At 38.8% G+C, this 21718-nt stretch carries 13 protein-coding genes; 10 read left to right on the top strand and 3 right to left on the bottom strand.

What is annotated here, in order from left to right; genetic code table 11:
* The first annotated feature begins 23 nt into the window (after nucleotides 1–23).
* Nucleotides 24–1202 (top strand): efflux RND transporter periplasmic adaptor subunit, encoded by a 1179-nt coding sequence (locus DIS06_RS07185; protein WP_110112564.1) that lies wholly within the window; start codon nucleotides 24–26, stop codon nucleotides 1200–1202.
* A gap of 177 nt (nucleotides 1203–1379) precedes the next feature.
* Here the strand turns inward: DIS06_RS07185 and DIS06_RS07180 are convergent, their stop codons facing one another.
* Both DIS06_RS07180 and DIS06_RS07175 read right to left on the bottom strand, forming a co-directional pair.
* Nucleotides 1380–2909: a flotillin lipid rafts scaffold protein FloT gene (locus tag DIS06_RS07180; protein WP_110112563.1), complete on the bottom strand. Its 1530-nt coding sequence runs from the start codon at nucleotides 2907–2909 to the stop codon at nucleotides 1380–1382.
* 18 nt (nucleotides 2910–2927) lie between these two features.
* Nucleotides 2928–3449, bottom strand: a complete 522-nt coding sequence (locus tag DIS06_RS07175; protein WP_110112562.1) for an NfeD family membrane protein — start codon at nucleotides 3447–3449, stop codon at nucleotides 2928–2930.
* Nucleotides 3450–3798: 349 nt separating this feature from the next.
* Here DIS06_RS07175 and DIS06_RS07170 point away from each other — a divergent pair, with 349 nt between their 5' ends.
* Nucleotides 3799–6489 (top strand): M14 family metallopeptidase, encoded by a 2691-nt coding sequence (locus tag DIS06_RS07170; protein ID WP_110112561.1) that lies wholly within the window; start codon nucleotides 3799–3801, stop codon nucleotides 6487–6489.
* A gap of 194 nt (nucleotides 6490–6683) precedes the next feature.
* Here the strand turns inward: DIS06_RS07170 and DIS06_RS07165 are convergent, their stop codons facing one another.
* Entirely contained in the window at nucleotides 6684–8999 is a 2316-nt protein-coding gene (locus DIS06_RS07165; protein ID WP_110112560.1) for a S8 family peptidase, read from the bottom strand.
* 911 nt (nucleotides 9000–9910) lie between these two features.
* Between DIS06_RS07165 and DIS06_RS07160 the strand changes: the two genes are divergently transcribed.
* The 8 genes from DIS06_RS07160 to pssE all read left to right on the top strand — a co-directional run bounded on the left by DIS06_RS07160 (nucleotide 9911) and on the right by pssE (nucleotide 21645).
* Entirely contained in the window at nucleotides 9911–11359 is a 1449-nt protein-coding gene (locus DIS06_RS07160; protein WP_162595909.1) for a CAP domain-containing protein, read from the top strand.
* Between the two features lie 253 nt (nucleotides 11360–11612).
* A complete protein-coding gene (locus DIS06_RS07155) occupies nucleotides 11613–13073 on the top strand; it encodes a polysaccharide deacetylase family protein (RefSeq protein WP_162595908.1) in 1461 nt (486 codons plus the stop codon).
* Nucleotides 13074–13424: 351 nt separating this feature from the next.
* The gene (locus DIS06_RS07150) at nucleotides 13425–16220 is read left to right on the top strand and encodes an S-layer homology domain-containing protein (RefSeq protein WP_110112557.1); all 2796 of its coding nucleotides are present in this window, start codon (nucleotides 13425–13427) and stop codon (nucleotides 16218–16220) included.
* A 418-nt stretch (nucleotides 16221–16638) separates the two neighbouring features.
* The gene (locus tag DIS06_RS07145) at nucleotides 16639–18090 is read left to right on the top strand and encodes an N-acetylmuramoyl-L-alanine amidase (protein WP_110112556.1); all 1452 of its coding nucleotides are present in this window, start codon (nucleotides 16639–16641) and stop codon (nucleotides 18088–18090) included.
* Between the two features lie 336 nt (nucleotides 18091–18426).
* Nucleotides 18427–19566 carry a polysaccharide pyruvyl transferase family protein gene (locus tag DIS06_RS07140; protein ID WP_110112555.1) on the top strand — a complete coding sequence of 380 codons (1140 nt, stop codon included), beginning with the start codon at nucleotides 18427–18429 and terminating at the stop codon, nucleotides 19564–19566.
* A gap of 15 nt (nucleotides 19567–19581) precedes the next feature.
* On the top strand, nucleotides 19582–20682 hold the full coding sequence (locus DIS06_RS07135) for a glycosyltransferase (RefSeq protein ID WP_204166771.1): 1101 nt from the start codon (nucleotides 19582–19584) through the stop codon (nucleotides 20680–20682).
* 4 nt (nucleotides 20683–20686) lie between these two features.
* Nucleotides 20687–21172 carry a PssD/Cps14F family polysaccharide biosynthesis glycosyltransferase gene (gene pssD, locus DIS06_RS07130; RefSeq protein ID WP_110112554.1) on the top strand — a complete coding sequence of 162 codons (486 nt, stop codon included), beginning with the start codon at nucleotides 20687–20689 and terminating at the stop codon, nucleotides 21170–21172.
* Nucleotides 21169–21645: a PssE/Cps14G family polysaccharide biosynthesis glycosyltransferase gene (gene pssE / locus DIS06_RS07125; RefSeq protein ID WP_110112553.1), complete on the top strand. Its 477-nt coding sequence runs from the start codon at nucleotides 21169–21171 to the stop codon at nucleotides 21643–21645. Before pssD ends, pssE begins: the two co-directional genes overlap by 4 nt.
* The last annotated feature ends 73 nt before the right edge of the window (nucleotides 21646–21718 follow it).

Below are 21718 nucleotides of genomic sequence, written 5' to 3'. Positions count from 1 at the left end.
ATAAATAGAAGAGGTGCTAGTACATGGAAAGTCCGCAAGTGAGGGCTGAACGTAAATGGAGTAAGAAGTGGATTGTGAGTATTGTGGTTGGTTTGTTCGTACTTGCTGCGATTGGTGGAGTAATCGCTGCGCAGGTAACAAGTCAGCCAAAGCTTCAATTTAATACAATTGCCAAGCCTGAAAAAAATGAAGTGAATACGCTAAAAGGACAAGTAGTTCCAAGCGATGTTCAAGTGGTATATGCTGATTCAAAAGAAGATGGTGTTCAAGAAATAGCGGTTGAAGAAGGACAAGAGGTTGCGGCAGGAGATTTGCTTTTTACGTATGAGAACACAGAAATCGATCGTCTACTAAGTGAAAATGCAGTGAAGCAGGAGATGGCACAGCTGCGTATTTCTCAAGCAGAAAAAGCAGTTAGTGAGATTCGAAGTGAAATAGCAATAATTGAAAATAATACGTTAATCGAATCAGACTCAACGATGGGCGCATTTGTGTTAAAAAGAGAGTTAGATGATAACGAAAACAATAAAGAGCTTGCGCAATTAGAGCTTGAAAAAGCGAAAACAGAGCAACAAGTGTTAGAGTCAGAGAAAAAAGAGTTAGAAGTGACAAGTAAGATAGATGGAATTGTTACACATATCGAAGATCCTGCGAATGCTAGTAGTGAGAAACCGCTCATAACGATTCTTTCTAAGGAACCTTATCAAGTTCAAGGTGTTTTAACGGAACGTCAGCGCAGTGAACTCGAAGAAGGATTTCCTGTTAAAGTCACATCAAAATCGGCTCCTGGACAACTATGGTCAGGTAGCTTTGCAACAATCGATGAGTATCCGCAGCTAGATCAGCTTCTTTCAATCGTAGGAGAGCAAAAGAAGAAAGAGAAACAAGTCTCAACGTTTAACTTCCGTATTGCACTTGATTCAGCGGATAAACTTTATTTGGGTTATCCAACTGACATTCGTGTTGAAATTCCGTCTGAAATGGAAATCACGATTCCGAAACAAAGTGTAAGAGAAAAAGAAGAGAAGAAGTTTGTCTACGTCGTTAGTCAGGGCAAATTAAAAAATCGTGAAGTCGTTCTTGAAGAAGTAGATGAAAAAACTTATCGTGTGATAGAAGGATTAAAACATGGTGAAACGTATTTAGTGAATCCAAAAGCTTCACCAGAAGTAAAATCAGGATTAAAAGTCAAAGTGAAATAAATAAAGAGCTAGGTCAAAAGGGGTAAAGAACACCCCGGCTTGACCCAACCGGCAAAAATCCTTGCCCCAACAATCCAATTGTATTAATGGATAGAGAGGCAAGGATTTTTGTATGTCTACGTTCTTTTTTCATCTTTCGCTACTTATGTCTCAACCTCTTGGTCATTATGGGATAAGTTATTCCTCGGTCGATGATCGTTTTTGATGCTTCATTTCATTTGTAAGATCATCAATGCTATGGCGAATGTTGCCTTTGCCAGCATAGTTTTCAATAAGTTCTTTAACATCAATGCCAGAAGAGGCTTTTAACGATTCTTGAAGAGTGGACATCAAATTGGTTGCATAACCCGTTACTTTGTTTGCGCCACCATTTTCACTCGTGCTTCCTGTATCTACAACCGTAATTTTATCAATGTTAGCTAGAGGACTCGCTACTTGCTTGGCGTACTCTGGAAGCATTTTAATAATCATATCAAGGACGGCCGCTTGGCCAAACTGTTCGAATGCTTCGGCGACCTTTTGTTTCGCTTCAGCTTCCGCCAGACCTTTTAAACGGATAATGTCGGCTTCTGACTCACCTTGCGCGCGCTGGGCCTCAGCCTTGGCTAATCCATCAACACGGACGCGCTCGGCTTCTGCCTTCGCCATCGCTTCAATACGGTACTTATTGGCATCGGCTTCCGCTAGTTGCTTCGCTTTGTCGGCTTCTGCTGATTGCTCAACAGCATAGCGGTCTGCATCTGCTTTTTTCTTTACTTCGGAGTCATACTGACGCTCACGACGTAAAATTTCTTTTTCTTCAAGCTCAATTTGTTTTTGACGTTCAATGATTCGAATTTGCATTTCGTGCTCTGTTACTTCTTGTTTTGCGCGAGCTGTTTCCAAATCATACGCCTGGTCAGCACGTGCTTTTGCGATATCTTGCTCGCGACGATACTCGGCTGTTTTTAACTGATTCATCTTTTCAGCTTCCGCAATCTCCGTTTTGCGCTCTAACTCCGCTTTTTGCGCTTCTTTGTCAGCTTCCGCCCGTTTAATGCGTGTTTCTTTCTCCGCTTCTGCTGTTGCGATGTCAGCGTCACGCTTCACTTGTGCGATACGTGGTTTACCGAGAGAGTCTAAGTAGCCGTTTTTATCACGTACATCTTTAATCGTAAAAGAAACAATCACAAGCCCCATTTTAGCCAAGTCTTGCGAAGCCACACGCTGAACTTCTTGCGAGAACTTTTCGCGATTTTTATAAATTTCTTCTACTGTCATCGAACCAAGAATAGAGCGGAGGTGCCCTTCTAATACTTCACGTGCTTCAGTTTCACGATCAGCTTTCGTTTTACCTAAAAATTGCTCGGCCGCTGTGGCGATTTCACCAATTGAGCCACCGATTTTAATAATAGAGACCCCATCAGCCATTACGGGTACACCTTGTTCTGTATACACTTCAGGAGTAGAAACCTCTAATTTACTAGACAGAAGGCTCAGTGGTTCCGCTTGTTGAAAAACAGGTAAAACAAACGTACCACCACCACGAACGATCTTAATCCTATTACCCGATTCATCGATATGCACATTTTTATTTCCTAAATAACTGCCTGTGACAATTAACGCTTCATCAGGTCCTGCTGTTCGATATTTCATGACAAACACGGCTACGAATGCGATCAGTAAAAAGAAAACAAATCCAATAATAATAAATGATAATGTACCCATTCTATCTCCTCCTTTAAATTACGTTTCATATGGGACAACAGCTACATTTCCTTTTTCAGCTTCAATGATTAATACGTTTGTATCAGATGGAATCGGAATGTGTCGATAGCTGAAAGCGGGTTTCGAAATGGTTCCACTTATTCCTTCAATGACCACTTCACCAAACCCATCTTCAGGAATAGAGATAATGACTTTTGCGACACGTCCTCTTAATGACTCTTCCGTGAACGCAAGTGATTCTTCAGCTGACCTTAACGGTACAAGAACGAATAAATGAAGAATAGTCACAAGAACAAGTGCCATGATAAACGAAATAGCCATAATGAGTACGGTTGACAATGAGCTAGTTGTTTCAAATAAATAACCACTCGCACTAAAAATCGTTAAAAAAGGAAAGATGAGGGCGAGATTAAAGAGAGGAATGGCTTCGAATAGTCCGTCGAATAGATCACCAAATAAAATAAATAAAAGCGTCATACTGCCACTAATGATGAGAACATAAAGGTAAAATGTTTGAATGGGTATTCCGAATAATTCCACTACATCACCCCCTTTTCTAAGTACTCTTATTTATTACATGCGCTCCTTTCTCTTTTATGATGATTTCTATGTAATACGGATTATAAGGAAAAAAGTTTCTTTTATTCTGAAATTTCTTTTATTTATATTTATAACTATAAATGACATCATTCATTTTACAATGAGGTGGAATGATAAAATGATTATAATAGAAACTTAAAACTGTTATTATTAGAATAAATAGAAATATATATTAATATAATTTTTATACATAAATATGTTTAAATATGTTATGATATTTCTGTTCTCGAAAGGAATATGATAGAATTCTAGTAGAGTATAAAAACAAGAAGAGAGAGGAGAGGTGTCCATGAATCAAAAAAAATGGTCCCTTTTGTTGGCGTTTACACTTGTGGTTTCACTTATCTTACCGAACTTTGTAAGTACCGCAACTGCTGATGCCACAAAAACATCAATGACAGTGAGTCAATCCTTATTGTCTATGACAGAAGCGCGTGATGTAGAAGTTGAAGTAGAGTTAGGTTACAAAGCAAACCTTAAACACTTAACGTGGACGTTTGGAGGAAAGACGTTCGATGAGTGGAAGAAGTGGAATAGTAAAGCGGGAGATTTTACGGGTGATCCGTATATTACCTTTAAAGAAGAGCCTCACTATGTCAAAGGAACAAAAAAAATTAAAGCAACGGTTCGTTTTGATTTGTTATTCAATACAACGGATTTATCACCACGTTCTATTCGCACGAAATACCCTCAATTCCTAAATAACTATGAATTAGCTGTAACAGACGTAAAAAAACAAGAAAAAGCTAGTGCTTCTTTAAAGCTTAATGTCTATGATAGCTATCGTACATACGATGAAATCAAAAAAGAGATGGACGAGCTTGTTGCGAATCCTTCAAAAGGTCGTTACATTGAATATCAATCACTTGGTCAATCAGTCCAAGGAAGAGATATGCACTTTGCTATTTTAGCAAAGGACAAAGAAGCCATTGAACGCTATCAAAAAGACATTTTACCAAAAGCGTTAGAAAATCCAGCGCAATTGCAAAAAGACATTAAATCTGGAACGTTAACAGACTATCAGATTCCAATTTGGTTCAACAATATTCATCCAGACGAAGCACCAGGTGTCGATGCGATGATGGATATTTTAAAGCAATTCGCAACAGAAGATGAGATTACGTATAAAGCAACAAACAAAGAAGGAAAAGAAGAGGAAGTCAGCATCAACGTAGAAGAAGCGTTGGATCAGTTTATTTTCATCTTTAATCCCGGTCATAACGCAGATGGTCGCGTAAACAACACACGTCAAAATGCAAACGGTTTTGACTTAAACCGCGATAATGGATACCAAACTCAGAAAGAGTCTGTCATCGTAACAGAAGAAATTGCAAAATGGACACCGCTTTCCTTTGTTGATCTGCATGGATTTGTAAAAGACTTCTTAATTGAGCCTTGTACACCCCCACATAACCCGAATTTTGAATATGATTTATTAATGGATGGCATGATTGAGCATGCTCATGCGATGGGGAATGCAGGTATAGCGAACACTACTTACGACAGCTATAAAATTCCACTAGAAGACTATGAAAATGGGTGGGATGATGCAACGACTGCTTATACAGCGATGTATGCGATGTTCCATGGAGCAATGGGTCATACAGTTGAAATTCCTGACTTAAACGAAGAATCAAACAAAGCGTTAGTCTATGCAAGTCTAGGGGCGATTAAGTATTCGTTAGACAACAAAGAACGTCTCTACACAAATCAATTGGAAATCTTTAAGCGTGGAATTGAAGGAACAGAAAGTAAAGAAGTGGATAAATGGTTAGTGAACCAAAAAGGTGATGTTGTTGGCCGTGATTACTCAGAGAGCGGACAATTCTTCCCGGATTATTACGCGCTACCAATCGATCAGTCTTTACAAAAAAATAAGTTAGAAGTCTACAACATGATTGACTATTTAATTCGTAACGGAGTAAAGGTAGAAGAAACGACAAAACCGGTCAAAATCGATGATGTCACCTATCCAAAAGGCACATTCATTGTTCCGTTACACCAAGCAAAACGTGGGTTAGCCAATGCAGTATTATCCGATGGTGAAAATGTATCAGATTGGGATGCTATGTATGATTCGGTCATTACGAACTTCCCAGATTTAAGAGGATTTGACCGTTATGCGATTTACGAAAAGGGAGCATTTGCATCTGATGTAAAAGATGTAAATGATGTGAAGCAACTAGTAACGAATACAAAGTTCCAACAAGCCGATTTAATTGTCCCGAACACAAATAACGATGTCATTCGTGTAGTAAACCAATTACTAAAAGATGGAAAACCAGTACAAGTCATTACAGAATCTGGAGATGGATATAATAAAGGCGACTTTATCTTAAAGCGTATTTATCTTTCTCACTATAAAAAGGATTTCTTTGTTGAAACGAAGCCTAAAAAAGGGAAAGTACCAACTGTTGCCCTTAAAAAGCCAATCGTTTCAGCGAATGGTAGTGCCGCATTAAAATATGCGTTAAAAGACTTAGGTTTTGAATTAGGAGAAGCAAAAGACAGTGTAGTCATTGTGGATGATCAAGGACGAGTGAAGCCTGAAAAAGGGAAAGCTTACATTTACGCAGGTGGAAGTGCAGCTCAGTTCTTAACGTCACAAGAGGTAGTGCCGAACTTAAAAGCAGAAACAACTGATTACTATCATGAAGGTATTTTAAAAGTGAATGTCAAACCTCATCCATTAACGAATGGCTATAAGTCAACAGAATGGCTGTACACAGGATCAGGTACATGGTTCACAAGTGTTCCGCAAAATGGCGAAGTCTTACTTCAAGTAAGCGATGATGCAGATTTTTATAAAGCTGGCTGGTGGCCGGGACAGGAAGCAGTAAAAGGAAAAGACCTTGCATTTACATGGTCAGAAAACGATTATCGTATTACTGCTTTTGCAAATGATTTAACGTTCCGTGCTCACTCACAGCAAAGTTATCGATTATTAGCAAATGCTATCTTTGAGCATTCAGTAAAATAAAAGGCCGAGACAAAAGGGAGAAAAACACTCCTGTTTGACTCAGCCTACAACAACCCTTGTCACGAATCTAGTTATTGAAGTGCACCCCAAATGTTAGACACCGAATCTAACATTTGGGGTGCTTTCTTATGGATAGAGAGGCAAGGGATGTTTCATGTCTACGGTCTTTTTTATTTACTTACGTCCCACTCTTTTTACGATGGTTGTGCCGCGATATGTTGTTGTGCTCTTATTAACATCGCGCAAAATTGAGCGCGGGTTAAGGAAGCATTTGGGTGGAACATGTCTTGTTTTGTAATAATGTTTAACTTAACTAACTGTTGAATGGCATGATAGGCATCGTGTGAAGAGGGAACATCCCGAAACGTATGAACTGCTAACGATTGATTAACACTTACTTGCAATGAGCGTGCTAATAGGATGGCCATTTGAGCGCGTGTTAAGCGCCGTTCAGGACGGAATTCTTGTCCGTACCCTGTTACAATCCCTTGATGATACGTAGATAAAATAGAAATAAATCCAGGTGTCTTGATCGTGATATCCTCAAAGGGTAGTTCGAGTGACGAAGGTAACGGCCATTGAAATAAGCGATTTAACATCATCACGCTATGTCGTCGAGTAATGGATTCCATGGGCCGAAACGTCCCGTCTTCATATCCATTTATTAGTTCTGCCTCATGTGCTTTTTTTATCTCTTCATAGCCCCAAAATGATGGGGGAACATCTTTTAATGTACGAGTTGCTTGAACTTGGTGATGTTGAACAGGAAAATGAGTAGTAGATAAAATATGCCTGCTTTGATCAACGAGTAGCGTGTGTACATCTACTTTTTTCTGACTAGACTGTACAACTGGAAAAGTGAAAAGTTGCAACGAGTCTTCGATTGTTCTACGCTCAACAAGTGATTCGTTTACAAATAGCAACGCATCTTTTTGGAGGAGAGATGGGCTTGTGCCTAGTAGGTAGCTACCACCTTTACGCAATGGTTGATTCGGTTTTAGATTTACCCATTCCGCAGCGTAAGTGGGTGGTTTTTGTGATAGCACTTTGTCGACTTGTACAATACCTCTACCTGTCCATTGATCGTATCCTCTGTCTTTTATATCAACGGCTGTGCGTAATAAGTGTTGTCGTATTGTGATTGCATCGAGGTGAGGGTATGTTACTTTTAATAACGCAGCCGCACCTGACACAAAAGGAGTAGCCATCGACGTACCTCGCATTGTTTTGTACTGGTTGTTTAGGTGAGTGCTTAAAATAGAAGCACCTGGAGCACTAATGTCAACAGCCCAGCCGTAATTAGCTATTGCAATAGGTACATTTGTTTGTTCAGTACCTGTCACAGTTAAGACACCTGGATAGGAAGCGGGATAAATGTGATCCGTTGGTACGTGCTGATTACCAGCTGATGCTACAATGAGAATGTTCTTTTTAAAAGCGTTCATCACAGCTTCTCTTAGCACGGCCGTTTCGCCTTTGCCGGCCAAACTCATGTTAATAACATCTACATCCATTTTTGTAGCGTCTTCAACAGCTTGGCTAATCTCAAAGTCTGTTCCATTTCCAAACTCATCAAGCACTTTCAGTGGAATAATATCAATAGGTGCGTTACCAATGATACCCGTCATTCCTTTTTCGTTATGACCACAAGCAGCTAAAATACCCGTAACGTGAGTACCATGTCCGAATTGATCTCTCGCATAAGGAAGCTTTTCTCTGTAATCTTTTCCCAGACTGATTAATAGGTTGTCGCAAAAGTCTTCATGTGGTATCACACCAGAGTCAACCACTGCAACGCGAGCATGATTGACGCCTGTCACTCGTTTAATCGTAGGTGGAGACGTCCATTTTTCATCTGTAATAAGTTTCATTCGTAATACAGTGTACGTTCGATTCTTTGGTACTAACACATCGAGTGTTGGTAAGTCGCCTTTATTTTGACCGATTAATTGGTTATGTTCGTCGTATACCTCAATGGACCATAAAGCATGTGTGTTCATTAATGTAACGGAAATTCGTGATAATGGTCTTTCTTTTCCACTTAGTGTAAAATGAGAAGTGGTGAACGGTTGCTCTTGATACGTCATCTTTTGGCCAGACGGTTCAAGCGTTAATTGCGTTCCTTTTAAGGCATTAACTTGTTTATCGCGATATCTTTTCAATGTGTGAAGAGCATCCAATTTGGATAAAGCCCATTGTTGAGAAAATAATGGATCATTATAGGGAGCTGTTTGAGCGGTTGCGCTTTTTGTGTAATTTGGCTCTACATTCTTTACAAAGGGTAATTGCTCAACTTTGTCTATAAAAGAAAGAGAAGCAGAAAAGCTAACAATGCGATTTTCTGTATCAAAAATTGTGGATGGATAACGCTCAAGGAATTGACTCATATGATGCGTAGAATCAAAGTAAATAAGCCAGTCTTTTTTGTTGTCTTCCGCTGCATAGATTGTGGGCGAAAAAAGAAAAAACACGAATAAAAAGGCAATCGACATGCTTCTCATTGACATCATCCATTTTCTCCTTGTTTAAGAATGTTATTATCTATCATTTTACTATAGTTGTTTGAAAATAAAACGGAAATTCAATAGAATATATGTACGTAAAAAAGGTTAAAAAAAGAGGGCTTTCTCCAAATGAGAAGCCCTACACACACATGGTTTACCAACCAAAATCTTATCGTAAACGTATTATACGAAAAATCGCTTTGAATTGCATGTTGATAAATATGGAATTATGTCTATTTATTTCATTAATATATAAAAAATGTAAAACAGAGGGAGATAAGTCTTGATCATAAAATGAAATAAATTAAGACTTAGTAACTGTTTTTTAGAACAGCAGATTTTACCGGTTGAATCTATACCGTTTTCATATTACAGTAGATATACCAACCGAGGTTGAATATAAATATTTGACCTCACTTAGCAAATAATCAATTTGACTATTTGCTTTTGAGCTGCTAGCACTATGCTAGCAGCCTTTTTGCTTTTTAAGGCCTTTATTGATGGATTTAGATGCTTTTATCATGTGTGTAAGTAATAATTCGTCTATGAGGTGTTCACCAACGCTCCTATGTTTCTTTTATTTTACCGGTGATCATTGCTCTCGTACACTTGTTGAAGAAAATACGAATAGGACTTTGGATTTAAAGTGCGCTTCTTTCACAAAATGGTTCATTGGATATAGAAAAGGTTAACTTCAAAAATAAGTGGAAATAAAAAGAAAAAAATTATCTAAAACCTGCCTCATAACCGACATTTGTCATAAATACCACGCCTTTATTCTCCTCTTTAAGACTTATCTGTCTAAATGAATAGTCCTAAATTCGTGAATAACCCCCATAAAACCAAAATGGCTTTGTTATAATAGAAACAATAAAGGTAGATAAGAAAATCAATAGGTAGGCAGAGGTGAAATGAGATTGAACCGATTTATTAGCTTAGTAATCATGATGTCTATCATATTAGGTTTTACAGGGAATCACTCTCATGATGCACATGCTAACAGTGCCTTATACTATCGAGACTTTGTAGAGGAAGCCTACTGGGCTGATTCAATGAAATGGGCTGTTCGTGAGCAAATCATTACAGGTGATGAAAATGAACGAAAACTGAAGCCGGATGCTACTTTAAGTGAAGTCCAATATTTACGTATGATTACGCACTATTTATCTCCTGACAGTTCGAACGACATGGATACAAGCGATGTTTCTGCATACTATACGTTAGCCAGTCAGTATAACCTTCATGTAAAAGGTAATCGAGACAAGGGCTTTGATCAGCCGATACGTCGAGGAGATGCCGTTAAATTACTTGCAGAAGCGATAACTGGTAAAGAGATGACAGAGAAAGAAGCTGTTCAATGGGTATACGACCACGAGTTATTCGCGACAGTGAAGAACAATTCGAAAACCTATCGCGCATTTAAACCAGATGCATCGTTAACGAGAGCAGAAGGAGTCACGCTTTTATATCAGCTTCATAAGAGTTCTCTTCCAAAAGAAATGAAAAAAGTGCAAAAAGAAAAGCCTTACTCAATTAAACGTATTGCCATTGGTGACCGCCAAGAAGATGTGGAAGAAGCATTTGGTGCTTCGAAGCGAACATCGTTAAATGAATACGGAACCTACTGGCATACATACCACAAAAAGTACAATCAGTTCTTTATGGTGAGTTATGTACACGGAAAGGTCATGGGGCTTTATACTAATCATGATTTATTTAGTGGTGTAGAAGGAGTGACGCTAGGTTCTACAAAAGAAGAAGTTCATAACCAATTAGGTGAACCCATCACTTCGATTGAAAAACAAACCGGTCATTATGTGATTGAAGATGAGCAATACGATACGTATTTAGTGGAAAACTTTTACGTGACGTTCTTTTATGACATTCATGATGAGAATAAAGTAACGGCTGTTCAACTCATTGATAAAGAGATTGAACAAAACAAACAAGGCTTTTATGGGGTGAAAAGTGAAGAACTTCGTCAAAGTTTTGAAGAACAACTGTTTGACCTTGTCAATGCTTCAAGAATGAAGCATGGATTGTCTGTATTAAAATGGGATGAACCTATTTCAAGAACAGCTTTTCAACATAGTAATGATATGGCAACAAATGAGTATTTTGATCATACAAATTTGGAAGGAAAGTCTCCATTTGATCGTATTCAAGAAGATGGGATTCCTTACATGATGGCTGGGGAGAACATTGCGATGGGGCAGTTTAGTAGTATATTTGCACATGAAGCCTTACTAAACTCATTAAGTCATCGTCGCAATATTTTACAGCCGAAGTGGAAGCGCCTCGGTGTAGGTGTGGCTTTCGACGCTACGAACGTCCCTTATTTTACACAAAACTATTATACTCCTTAAGCGACTGCTGTCTGAGCAGTCGTTTTTTTTATCGATAATTGTTCTTGTGCTTTCATCAAACATCTATTTATGCAAAGGCTTCATTTTTCCTTTCTCTAGCTCGTGTAGCTCCGAAAGCGCTCCTCATGTTGGATAAGATGTGCCTTTTAGACAAAAACAAACAAAAAATGTAATTTTTTGTTAAGATGTTCAACTTTAAGTCCGATATATTATAAGTGTTCACATTTAAACGAGATTAGAAGGAATGAGCGTTATGGTTAAACAGGTAGTACTTATAGTAATCGCTTGGATTATATTGTTTGTAGGTACGGGAATAGATGTTACGGCAAAAACAACAACCTTTTTAGTGAAGCAAGATGTTGTAATTTTTAAAAGTGAAAAAGGTGTGTTAAAAAGTGTTGGTTTATTGAATAAAGGACAAAGTTTTCAAGCAGTGGGGGAAACGAAAAGTCATTATGCCATTCAATTAGGTGAAGAAGTAGGATATGTTGCAAAAAGCGCTAGCACTCCCACAACCATGAATATTCATTCAAATGTAACGACTCAAACGGCTTTGACCACAACGACCACCGTCCATATTTATATAAACAAAGAGGGAACTTTAATCCAAATTGGTGCACTTCATCCAGGTATTCGCTATTCAATTATTTCTGACTACGGAGTCAATTGGTATAAAATTCATTTTGGAGGTCAAGAAGCTTTTGTACCTAAAAAAGGTGTGACTACTAAGGCATCTTCGACATTAGAGTCAGTGAAAGAAACAACGCCTATCAATCAGAAGGGCAGTGAGGTGTCACCGCCTATTGAAAAAAAGCCAGTTCATGAGCGAGTGGTTACCACTAAGCGTGCAACTGTGTATGTAAATCGAGCGGGAGCTTTAGTAGAAGTTGGTATATTAGAAAAAGGAACGCGGTATAAAGTGAGACAAGATTACGGCCCAAATTGGTATGAAGTTGAGTATGACAATCAAAAAGCATTTCTTTGTAAGTGTGCGGTGAATCCTGATAAAGGCATTCCTGTTTTGATGTATCATCATATTTTAACCGCGGAAGAGAAAGCTGAATCTATTTATGCGAATGCTAGCACAACCGTGACGGATCAAGAGTTTTATACGCAGATGGATTATCTGAAAGAAAATGGATTTAAATCAATTACAGCACAAGAATTATTTGACATCGTTACAGGGGAGAAGGAACCACCAAGTAAAGCGGTACTCATCACATTCGATGATGGGCTAAATAGTGTCTTAGAATACGGATATCCGAAGCTAAAAGAACATCAATTTAAAGCCATACAGTTTATCATTTCTGGACGTATCCCTGCGTCTTCACAACCGTTTCATCCATTTTCATTGCGATTTCTTAGTATGCAGGAAATGAATCAAATGTCAGATGTATTTGATTATGGAGGTCACACTCATCAGTTACATAACCTTGTAAATAATCAATCTGAATTTGTATCAAAGTCGCATGCTCTAGTTATGGAAGATTTGCGGAAGAATAGACAAGAAATTACTGACACTACTTTTTTCGCTTATCCATTTGGTCAATATACAACGGAACAAATCAAACAAATTAAAGAAGCCGGATTTACGATGGCTTTTACAACGAAAAATGGAAGAGTTCATCCGCATGACGATATCTACCAATTGAAACGTCAAAACGTAAATCCTGGGATCACCCTTGAACAATTTGCACAGATGGTAGAAAACTAACAACATGAAGTCACGAGATCACTTCCACTATCTTATTAAAAATATCATGAAAACTTCTAATTCCCTTTCACAGAGTTTTAACAAGTCTATTAATCAAATCTTTTCAAGGTAGTATCACTCAATTAAGTGTAATAAAACCCCTCTGATAGCATTATCAGGGGGGTTTAGTAAATAGAATAATTTTCTATGGTTTATAAGTTAATATCATCCTATTAAACCTATCATTACCTAATAGTCTTATAGTATTATACAATAGTACGACAAAATAAGGGTTTTATTGTAAAAATATGATGGGAAGCCAAATTTTATCATCATATTTTCATAGATGGAAATAAGGAGTGTAGTAGGAGAATGAAGTTTACAAAAGCGTTACTTGCATCGTTACTTGCTGTTCAAGTCTTGGCGGTTGGTTTGCCTCCTGAGCAAGCAGAAGCGAATGTATCGACTGGAACGGTGAGAGAAACGATTCAAGTAACACCGGGAGTGAAGTATCAAGATATCCGTCATGGAGGATCGATGCCACAAGCTGTGCGAGTCATGGAGATGAATTTAGCAGATTCGTACACAAAAGTAGAGCTAGGAATCAATAATCCAGTGACAAAACGCTCAACAGTTACAAATTTAGCAAAGTCACAAACGTATGCGAATCATTCAGTGGTAGGAGCTATTAATGCTAGCTTCTTTCATATGAGTAGTGGATTACCAGCATACTTATTATCTGTCAACAATGTCATCGTCAATTTAGGGGTCATTTCAACAGGATTTGATGAGTACATGAGTGTGCCTACAGCGTTCGGGATTGCAAATGACGGAAAGCCGTTAATTGACCGTTTTGCTTATGAAGCAACATTCACGTATAACAATAAGCCGCTACGAGTTTCTTCTATTAATAAAGCACGTAGCGCGAGTGAAGTTATTGTGTATACACCGCAGTTTAGTTATCCAAGTACACGAACGAATACATATGGCATGGAAGTTGTCGTCACAAATGTATCAAAGCCTGTAGACCAAGGGTTGAAATTCGGAGAGAAAGTAACTGGTACGATTCAATCTGTTACTCCGTACGGCCAAGGAAATTCAACGATTCCAGAGAATGGATTCGTGCTATCTGTTCAAGGAGGCGCATTGGCTACTACTCTTAGTGGAATGAAAGCGGGAGATCCCATTCAGTTAACTATTGATATGGAACCAAAGTGGAAAAATGCAGAATATATTTTAGCAAGTGGTCCTATTCTTGTCCAGGATAGCAAAGTATCCATGACAATTGATCCAAATAGCCCTCGTGCAAGAGAGCGTCATCCTCGTACAGCAGTAGCGATTGATCAAAGTCGAAACAAAGTATTCTTTGTTACCGTAGATGGTCGCCAATCTGGTTATTCAGCAGGCATGACCTTATCTGAGTTCGCGAATTACTTAGTTAGTTTAGGTGTGGATCGTGCGCTTAATCTGGATGGTGGCGGTTCAACAACGATGGCTGTACGTAAGGTAGGAAGTCAGTATGCGACACTTGCAAATAGCCCATCTCAATTGACAGAACGCGCAATTTCAACAGCGCTACATGCTGTAAGTACGGCCCCAACAGGAGATGCGGTACGATTTAAAGCCACACTCTCACAAGCAAGTCCATTAACACTTGGAAGTGCAGTGGATGTTCGCATTAGTGATGCTTTAGACAGTTACAATAATATCGTACCAATTGATGTATCGAAGGTAACCCTAAAGACAGAAGGCAGTTTAGAGGGTACATTTAACGGACTGCAATTTACGCCAACAAAAGCGGGCGAAGGTTCAATTGTTGTGATGTTTGGGAAAACAGCAACCCGAATTCCGTTAAAGGTAGTGGATTCAATAAAGGGTATTTCAGTGAACCCCAATCGTCTCATAATCGGTGAAGGTGCTTCTGTACAACTAATGCCAGCAGGTGTAGATGCACAAGGTAAGTCTGTACCTCTTGGTTCATCGCTTGTAAAGTGGAGTACACCAACGAATATTGGAACCGTTACAGCTAATGGCCAATTTAAGGCGAGCACTTCACCAGCCACAGGTACAATTACAGCAGCATACGGAGATCATACTGCTTCTACTTCCGTTACAGTAGGCAGTCAGCCGACTACTGTGTCAACGTTTGACGATGTTTCACACTGGACAAGCTCAGCAGCGCGTGCCACAGCTTCTATTGGAAATAGTGAACAGGTGACAGAAGGAAAAGGTGCTGTGAAATTACAATACGATTTTACGTCGGCTCAAGGTGAAATTGCAGCAGCATATGTCAATGCAAAGCAACCGGCAGCCATTCAAGGTGTTCCTTCTAGTTTAGGATTATGGGTGTACGGAGATGGTGGAAAACATTGGCTGCGCGGTAAGATTGTTGATAGAAACGGCAATGAACATACGATCAACTTCACTGCAGAAGGTGGACTTGATTGGACAGGTTGGAAACATGTTCGTGCTACACTTCCAAGTAACTTGCCACTTCCGTTAACATTTAAGCAAATTTATGTAGCGGAAGCTTACGAAGATCGTCAAGGAAAAGGAGCCATTACATTTGACTTTCTTCAAGCGTTTTATCAGCAAAACCCAACGGTCACAAAACCTGAAGGAACACCTGTAGTACCAATAAACACAACATTTAAAGATGTCCCTGCTGCTCACTGGGCGTATGAAGAAATTAATCACTTAGTAAAAAAAGGTGTGATTACGGGTTACAACAATCAAACGTTTAAACCAGAAAATTCGTTGACTCGTATGCATGCAGCGTTGCTGTTAGCGAAGGTGTTAAACCTAGATACAACGAACCCGGTTAATCCAAACTTTAAAGACGTTTCGTCCTCACATATGTACTACAACGTCATTGCAACGGTAGCGAATAAGGGTATTATGAATGGTAAAAATAGCGAAACGTTTGATCCAACTGGAACATTATCACGTGCACAAATGGCCGCTATTTTAACTCGTGCCTACAAACTAACCGGAGAAGTACCAAAAGACTTCAATGATGTACCTGCTACACATTGGGCATACAAAGAAATTTCAGCTCTTGCAGCAAATAAGGTGACAACGGGTTATGAAGTAGACCATACGTTTAGACCTCAAAACTCTGTATCACGTGCGCAGTTTAGTGCTTTCTTATATCGTATCAACCAATAAATAATCTGAACAGAAAATCAATTACACCCCTGTCTACGATCTCTACTAGCTTAAAGAGGCAGGGGTTCAGTTTACGTAGGTTAAAAATGGTTCTAAATTGGTAAAACATAGATGTTTTTTCCTATTTATCAATAGATGATGCATTTTCCTTTAATATTGTCTCCATTGTCCGATACATAAAGTGGTAGAAATGACCGAAGAAGTCTGCGCTCATTCTTAGAAAGAGATGAAAAGCGAATACATAGATTCTAAAAATTACATGTTCTAAATGTCTTTCAGTAGAGAATCTTCATTCATTTGGCAAACGTAGAGTCATTCATCCTAAAGATAGTAATAGAAAATCAGTACTTATATTTTATAGAAATAAAGGAAGATATTTGCTAATCTAGTAACATAGTGTGTTGGAAGGAGTCGGAAAATGATGTTGAAAAAGGTATTATCGTGTGCGATAGCAGGAGCGATTGTCGTTAGTTCTCCTATTGCGGTGATAAAAGATAGCGTAGAAGCTTCAAGTGTAAGCTTTCATGATGTTTCGAGCAGTCATGTGGCATATGACGAAATTGGGTACTTACGTTCAAAAGGGATTGTGAGTGGATATGAGAGCACAAGTGGAGATTATTTTGCACCTAATCGATCTGTCACTCGTGCTCAAGCAGCTAAAATGCTGTTAACTGCAATTGGTGAGAAAGAAGCGACTGTGACCACTCAACGATTTTCAGACGTTCCTAAAGGTCACTGGGCAGCAGGGTGGATTGAGCGTGCAGTACAATTAGGAATCTTTTCAGGAAACGCAAATGGTACATTTAGTCCGGAAAACACATTAAATCGTGCTCAAATGAGTAAGGTGTTGGCTGAATCATTCGATATAACAGGTGACAAGAGCTTAGGAGAGCCGTTCGACGATGTTTGGGTAAATCATGATTTCCGTGAACGTGTCATTGCATTGTATTGGGAAGGCATTACAACAGGTGTGAAACCGAATCGTTATCAGCCATGGGGCAATGTCACTCGTTCACAAATGGCCATGTTCCTAGCACGTGCAATGGAGCCTAAATACCGTGTCAAAGTCTCACAAGGTGAGCCTGAACCAACTCCAGAACCAACACCAGAGCCTATTAAAACAAGTACAGAAGCGGTTATTTTAACAAATGGTTTAAATGTTCGTTCTGCACCGTCGACAACAGCGCCTGTAATTGGAACCTTATCTAAAGGGCAAAAAGTTGCAGTGCATTCAGTGGACAACTATTGGGTAAAAGTACAATACGGCAGTCAAGTTGGATATGTACATAAGCTGTATACAAAGTTACGTAATCTATCCGGAACACCTGTGGCAAACCGTATCATTGTTATCGACCCAGGGCATGGTGGGAAAGATCCAGGTGCTGTGAGTGGTGGCTCAACAGAAAAGGCTATTGTACTAGCTGTGTCTCAATCGTTAGAGAAGAAATTAAAAGCTGCAGGTGCATCGGTGATGATGACTCGCGCTAGTGATACATATCCAGCGTTAGCAGATCGTGTAAACTTCGCGAAAAAGAATTATGCTGATATGTTTGTAAGTATTCATGCAAATGCAGCCGCTGCATCTGCAAACGGTACAGAAACGTTCTATGACACATCTTCCAACTTGAACGGAGAAGAAAGTAAGCTACTCGCTGCTGAAATCCAAAAGCAAATTGTTGCACTTTTAAATATGAGAGATCGTGGTATTAAAGACAACGGATTTTATGTGATTAAAAACAATGACATGCCAAGTGTACTCGTTGAACTTGGTTTCATTACAAATACAAGTGATCGTGAAAAAATGTTAAAAAATCAAGACTTATTCGCAGAAGCTATTTATCGTGGTATTTTAGAATACTATAAAAAGTAAGGTTTAAGTTCAAGTATGCTCGTCACAACATAGTGGCGAGCATTTCTTTATCTAATAATGATGAAGTGAATTTCTAGAAAGCGGGCTATTTAAACTTCAATCAATCGGACAAGCCGATGTTGAAATCGCCGCATTTACTACTGATTCATGAAAACCTTTTATTACTCTATACCACGTTATCCAAAAGATAAACGCTCTCTTTTCATCCAAGGTAAAAAATTGATATAATGCATAAACAATGGTTTAATCATTGTTATAACAGTAGTATAATGAAAAAGTTGATGTTTCGTAACGTGAAGCAAAAAGAACGTATTACGTAAAGAATAGGTGTGTCTCATGAACGTAGGCATAATTGGAAATTATGGGCACGATAATAATGGTGATGAAGCCATCTTATCGGGCATCTTAGCTCAATTAACAGAAGAGCTTTCAATCAAAAAAGAACAAATTATTGTATTCAGTAATAACCCTGAGAATACCGTCAATCGTTATGGTGTTCAGTCAGTAAGGTTACTTCATAAAAAAGGAAGTTTTGCAAAGTCTATTTTAGCAACTGTGAAAGAAAGCTATGTGACGATGAAACAGCTCGATTTGCTCATTATTGGTGGCGGCGGGTTGCTAATGGATATGTACAAACGTGATGCTCCGCTTTATAGTACACTAGGATTGCTAGGCTATTTTGCAGGTTGTAAAGTAGTGATCTATGGCGTAGGCGCAGGTCCTATTACAACCAAGCCAGGTACATTCTTTATTAAAACGCTTGCTTCGAAAGTTCATTCGATTTCTGTTCGAGATGAGCAATCAAAAGCGTTATTGAAGTCTATTGGAATCAAAAAAGATGTACAGGTCATCGGAGATCCTGCTTTTTTTGTTCCAACGGTGAAGGAGAAGCGTCGCACAGCTTCTATTAAGAAAGTTGCGGTGACAGCCGTTCCTTATTTTAGTCAGCAATATTGGCCTTCTTCAAACGAAGAAACTTACCAATCCTATATTCGTGGGATGGCTCATAACTTAGATGAATTGGTGAAGCAAAAAGGAATTGAGATTACCTTCTTTTCAACAAAGTATCCTCAAGATATTGAAGTGACAAAAGATATTACTCAATTGATGGAGGAAAAAGAAGCTGTAACGGTTTTAGAAGAAAATTTATATCCAGAGAAAATTGTAGAGATTTGTGGAGAACATGATGTGGTGATTGGGACACGCTTGCACTCTCTTATCTTGTCAGTCGTTGCAAAAACACCAATTCTAGGTATAGGATATCATCGTAAAGTGAAAGATTTTATGAAAACCATTAATCAAGTGGCGAATTTTGTAGAAATTGATAGGCTTCATCAGAGTGATCAGCAGTTTGTCTCTCTTATTAAACAAATGGAAACAGAGTGGGATAAGACGAATGAGACATTTGGGAATCTATCCGCTCAATTTCGACAAGAAGCTGCCAAAGGGTTAAATCAGTTAACGAAATTAATGTAAGCATGGTGAAGAGGAATGAAGACACGTAAGCTACTCGTACTTAGTAATATGTATCCAAGTCAAGAAGCAAAGACATTTGGTATTTTTGTGAAAAACCAAGTCGAAGCATTAAAAGCAGCAGGGATGGATGTAGATGTCGTTGCCGTTCAAAATCCAAATATGGGAAAAGCAAATGTCATCAAGAAATATAGTGCGTGGCTTCTTCAGACCTTTTCTAATCTGTTATTGAAAGGGAAGTCGTACGATGTTGTTCATGCACATTACGTCTTTCCAACAGGTTTGCTTGCGTTAGCCTATAAAAAGTGGTTCGGTAAACGAATGATTGTAACAGCACATGGTGGAGACATTGATAAAATGGCGAAAAAATCACCACGTATTCGTCGCTTAACGACACAAATCTTGCAACAAGCTGATCATGTCATTGCGGTGGGGCATGAGCTTCATCAAACAATTCATGAAGAGTTTGGCGTACCGAAAGAAAAACTATCCATCATTAACATGGGAGTCAACCGAAAGGTCTTTGCGCCAATGGATAAGCAAGAAGCTCGTCGTACGTTAGGTGTGTCACAGGATGAAAACATTATGTTGTTTGTTGGGAACTTAATTCGACAAAAAGGTCTTGTGGAGCTTGTCGAAGCGTACGAAAAAGTAAAAGAGCGGAAGAGAGAAGCTTCCTTGTATTTAATTGGTGCCACAAAAGACGTTCGTTTTCGCCAAAAGTTAGAACAAATGATTCAAACAAAAGGGTTAGAAGACGTACACATCATTGACGCGTTGTCACAAAGTGAAGTGGCCACTTGGATGAATGCAGCAGACTTATTTGTGTTACCTTCTCATATTGAAGGATTTGGTCTCGTTGCACTTGAAGCGATGAGTTGTCATACACCAGTTGTCGGAACACGTGTTGGTGGTTTGCGCTATCTACTAGCAGATGATGCAGGTGTACTTGTTGAACCACAAAATGCGCATTCTTTATACGAAGGAATAATGAGTGTGTTAGAAAACGACACGTTTGTGGAACACTTAATACAAAACGGTGAGCAACAAGCCCAGAAAAACGACCAAGAACAGTTAATACAACGAGTATTGGAAGTTTATTCTCCTCTTGGAGGGTAGAAGCATGAAAAAGAATAACAAGAAAAAGAAGAAAGTATTATTTATCGCATCACTTGGGGGACATTTGACGCAATTGTTGCAGTTAAAACCACTTTTTTCTGAATACGATTATCATATTATTACCGAGAAGTCTGTCATTACAGAAGCGTTAAAAGAAGAATATAACATGTCTTTTCTCGTATACGGGGCACGCAATTATTTGTTTCGTTACTTGTTTAAATTTACATATAACACGATGAAGTCACTGTATTACTTTTTACGAGAGAGACCGGATGTGATTGTCACAACAGGGGCTCATACTGCAGTTCCGATGTGTTATATTGCAAAATTGTTCGGGAAAAAAGTTGTGTTCATTGAAAGTTTTGCGAAAACGACAACTCCGACGATTTCAGGTAGAATGGTGTATCCTATTGCTGATTTATTCATCGTGCAGTGGGAATCAATGAAAGTACATTATCCAAAAGCTGTGCATGGAGGGTCAATCTATTGATTTTAGTTGTGTTAGGTACTCATGAACTACCGTTTACTCGGTTGCTAAAAGCGATTGATGAGCAAATCAAGCGTGACACCATTCGCGATGAGGTGGTTGTACAAGTTGGACATACACCATTCAAATCAAAGCACATGAAGTTAGTGAAATTTACGAGTTATGAAGAGATGGACCGTCTGTATGACGAAGCTGATTTTATTATTACACATGGTGGAACAGGCTCCATTACAACGGGTTTGAAAAAAGGAAAAAAGATGATTGCTGCACCTCGTCTTGTTAAATATGGAGAGCATAATGACAATCATCAACTAGAGATTGTCAATCAATTTGAAGAGACAGGACATCTCGTTGCGTGGCATGATGGGATTGACTTAAGTGAAGCCCTCTCAAAAATGCCAACATTTCAACCTGAACCTTTTCAAAGTGGTAAAAAGCAAATTATCTCCATTTTACGAGAGTTTATTGATAAGTAAAACAAGAGGTGGAGAGAGGACTAGAACCCTCTCCTTACGTCTTTTACCATTCATACCGTTAGATGAATACATA

It is taken from the genome of Bacillus sp. CGMCC 1.16541, assembly GCF_003184905.1.
In the GTDB taxonomy this organism is placed as follows: Bacteria; Bacillota; Bacilli; order Bacillales; family Bacillaceae_H; genus Priestia.
Note: the sequence above shows the minus strand (reverse complement) of the source record. Positions and strands in the feature narration are given on the sequence as shown.

What these genes read in the sequence shown, in the direction of transcription:
- DIS06_RS07185 (WP_110112564.1), top strand. Translation starts at nt 24, where the DNA reads ATGGAAAGTCCGCAAGTGAGGGCTGAACGTAAATGGAGTAAGAAGTGG.
- DIS06_RS07180 (WP_110112563.1), bottom strand. Translation starts at nt 2,909, where the DNA reads ATGGGTACATTATCATTTATTATTATTGGATTTGTTTTCTTTTTACTG.
- DIS06_RS07170 (WP_110112561.1), top strand. Translation starts at nt 3,799, where the DNA reads ATGAATCAAAAAAAATGGTCCCTTTTGTTGGCGTTTACACTTGTGGTT.
- DIS06_RS07165 (WP_110112560.1), bottom strand. Translation starts at nt 8,999, where the DNA reads ATGATGTCAATGAGAAGCATGTCGATTGCCTTTTTATTCGTGTTTTTT.
- DIS06_RS07155 (WP_162595908.1), top strand. Translation starts at nt 11,613, where the DNA reads ATGGTTAAACAGGTAGTACTTATAGTAATCGCTTGGATTATATTGTTT.
- DIS06_RS07150 (WP_110112557.1), top strand. Translation starts at nt 13,425, where the DNA reads ATGAAGTTTACAAAAGCGTTACTTGCATCGTTACTTGCTGTTCAAGTC.
- DIS06_RS07145 (WP_110112556.1), top strand. Translation starts at nt 16,639, where the DNA reads ATGATGTTGAAAAAGGTATTATCGTGTGCGATAGCAGGAGCGATTGTC.
- DIS06_RS07140 (WP_110112555.1), top strand. Translation starts at nt 18,427, where the DNA reads ATGAACGTAGGCATAATTGGAAATTATGGGCACGATAATAATGGTGAT.
- DIS06_RS07135 (WP_204166771.1), top strand. Translation starts at nt 19,582, where the DNA reads ATGAAGACACGTAAGCTACTCGTACTTAGTAATATGTATCCAAGTCAA.
- pssD (WP_110112554.1), top strand. Translation starts at nt 20,687, where the DNA reads ATGAAAAAGAATAACAAGAAAAAGAAGAAAGTATTATTTATCGCATCA.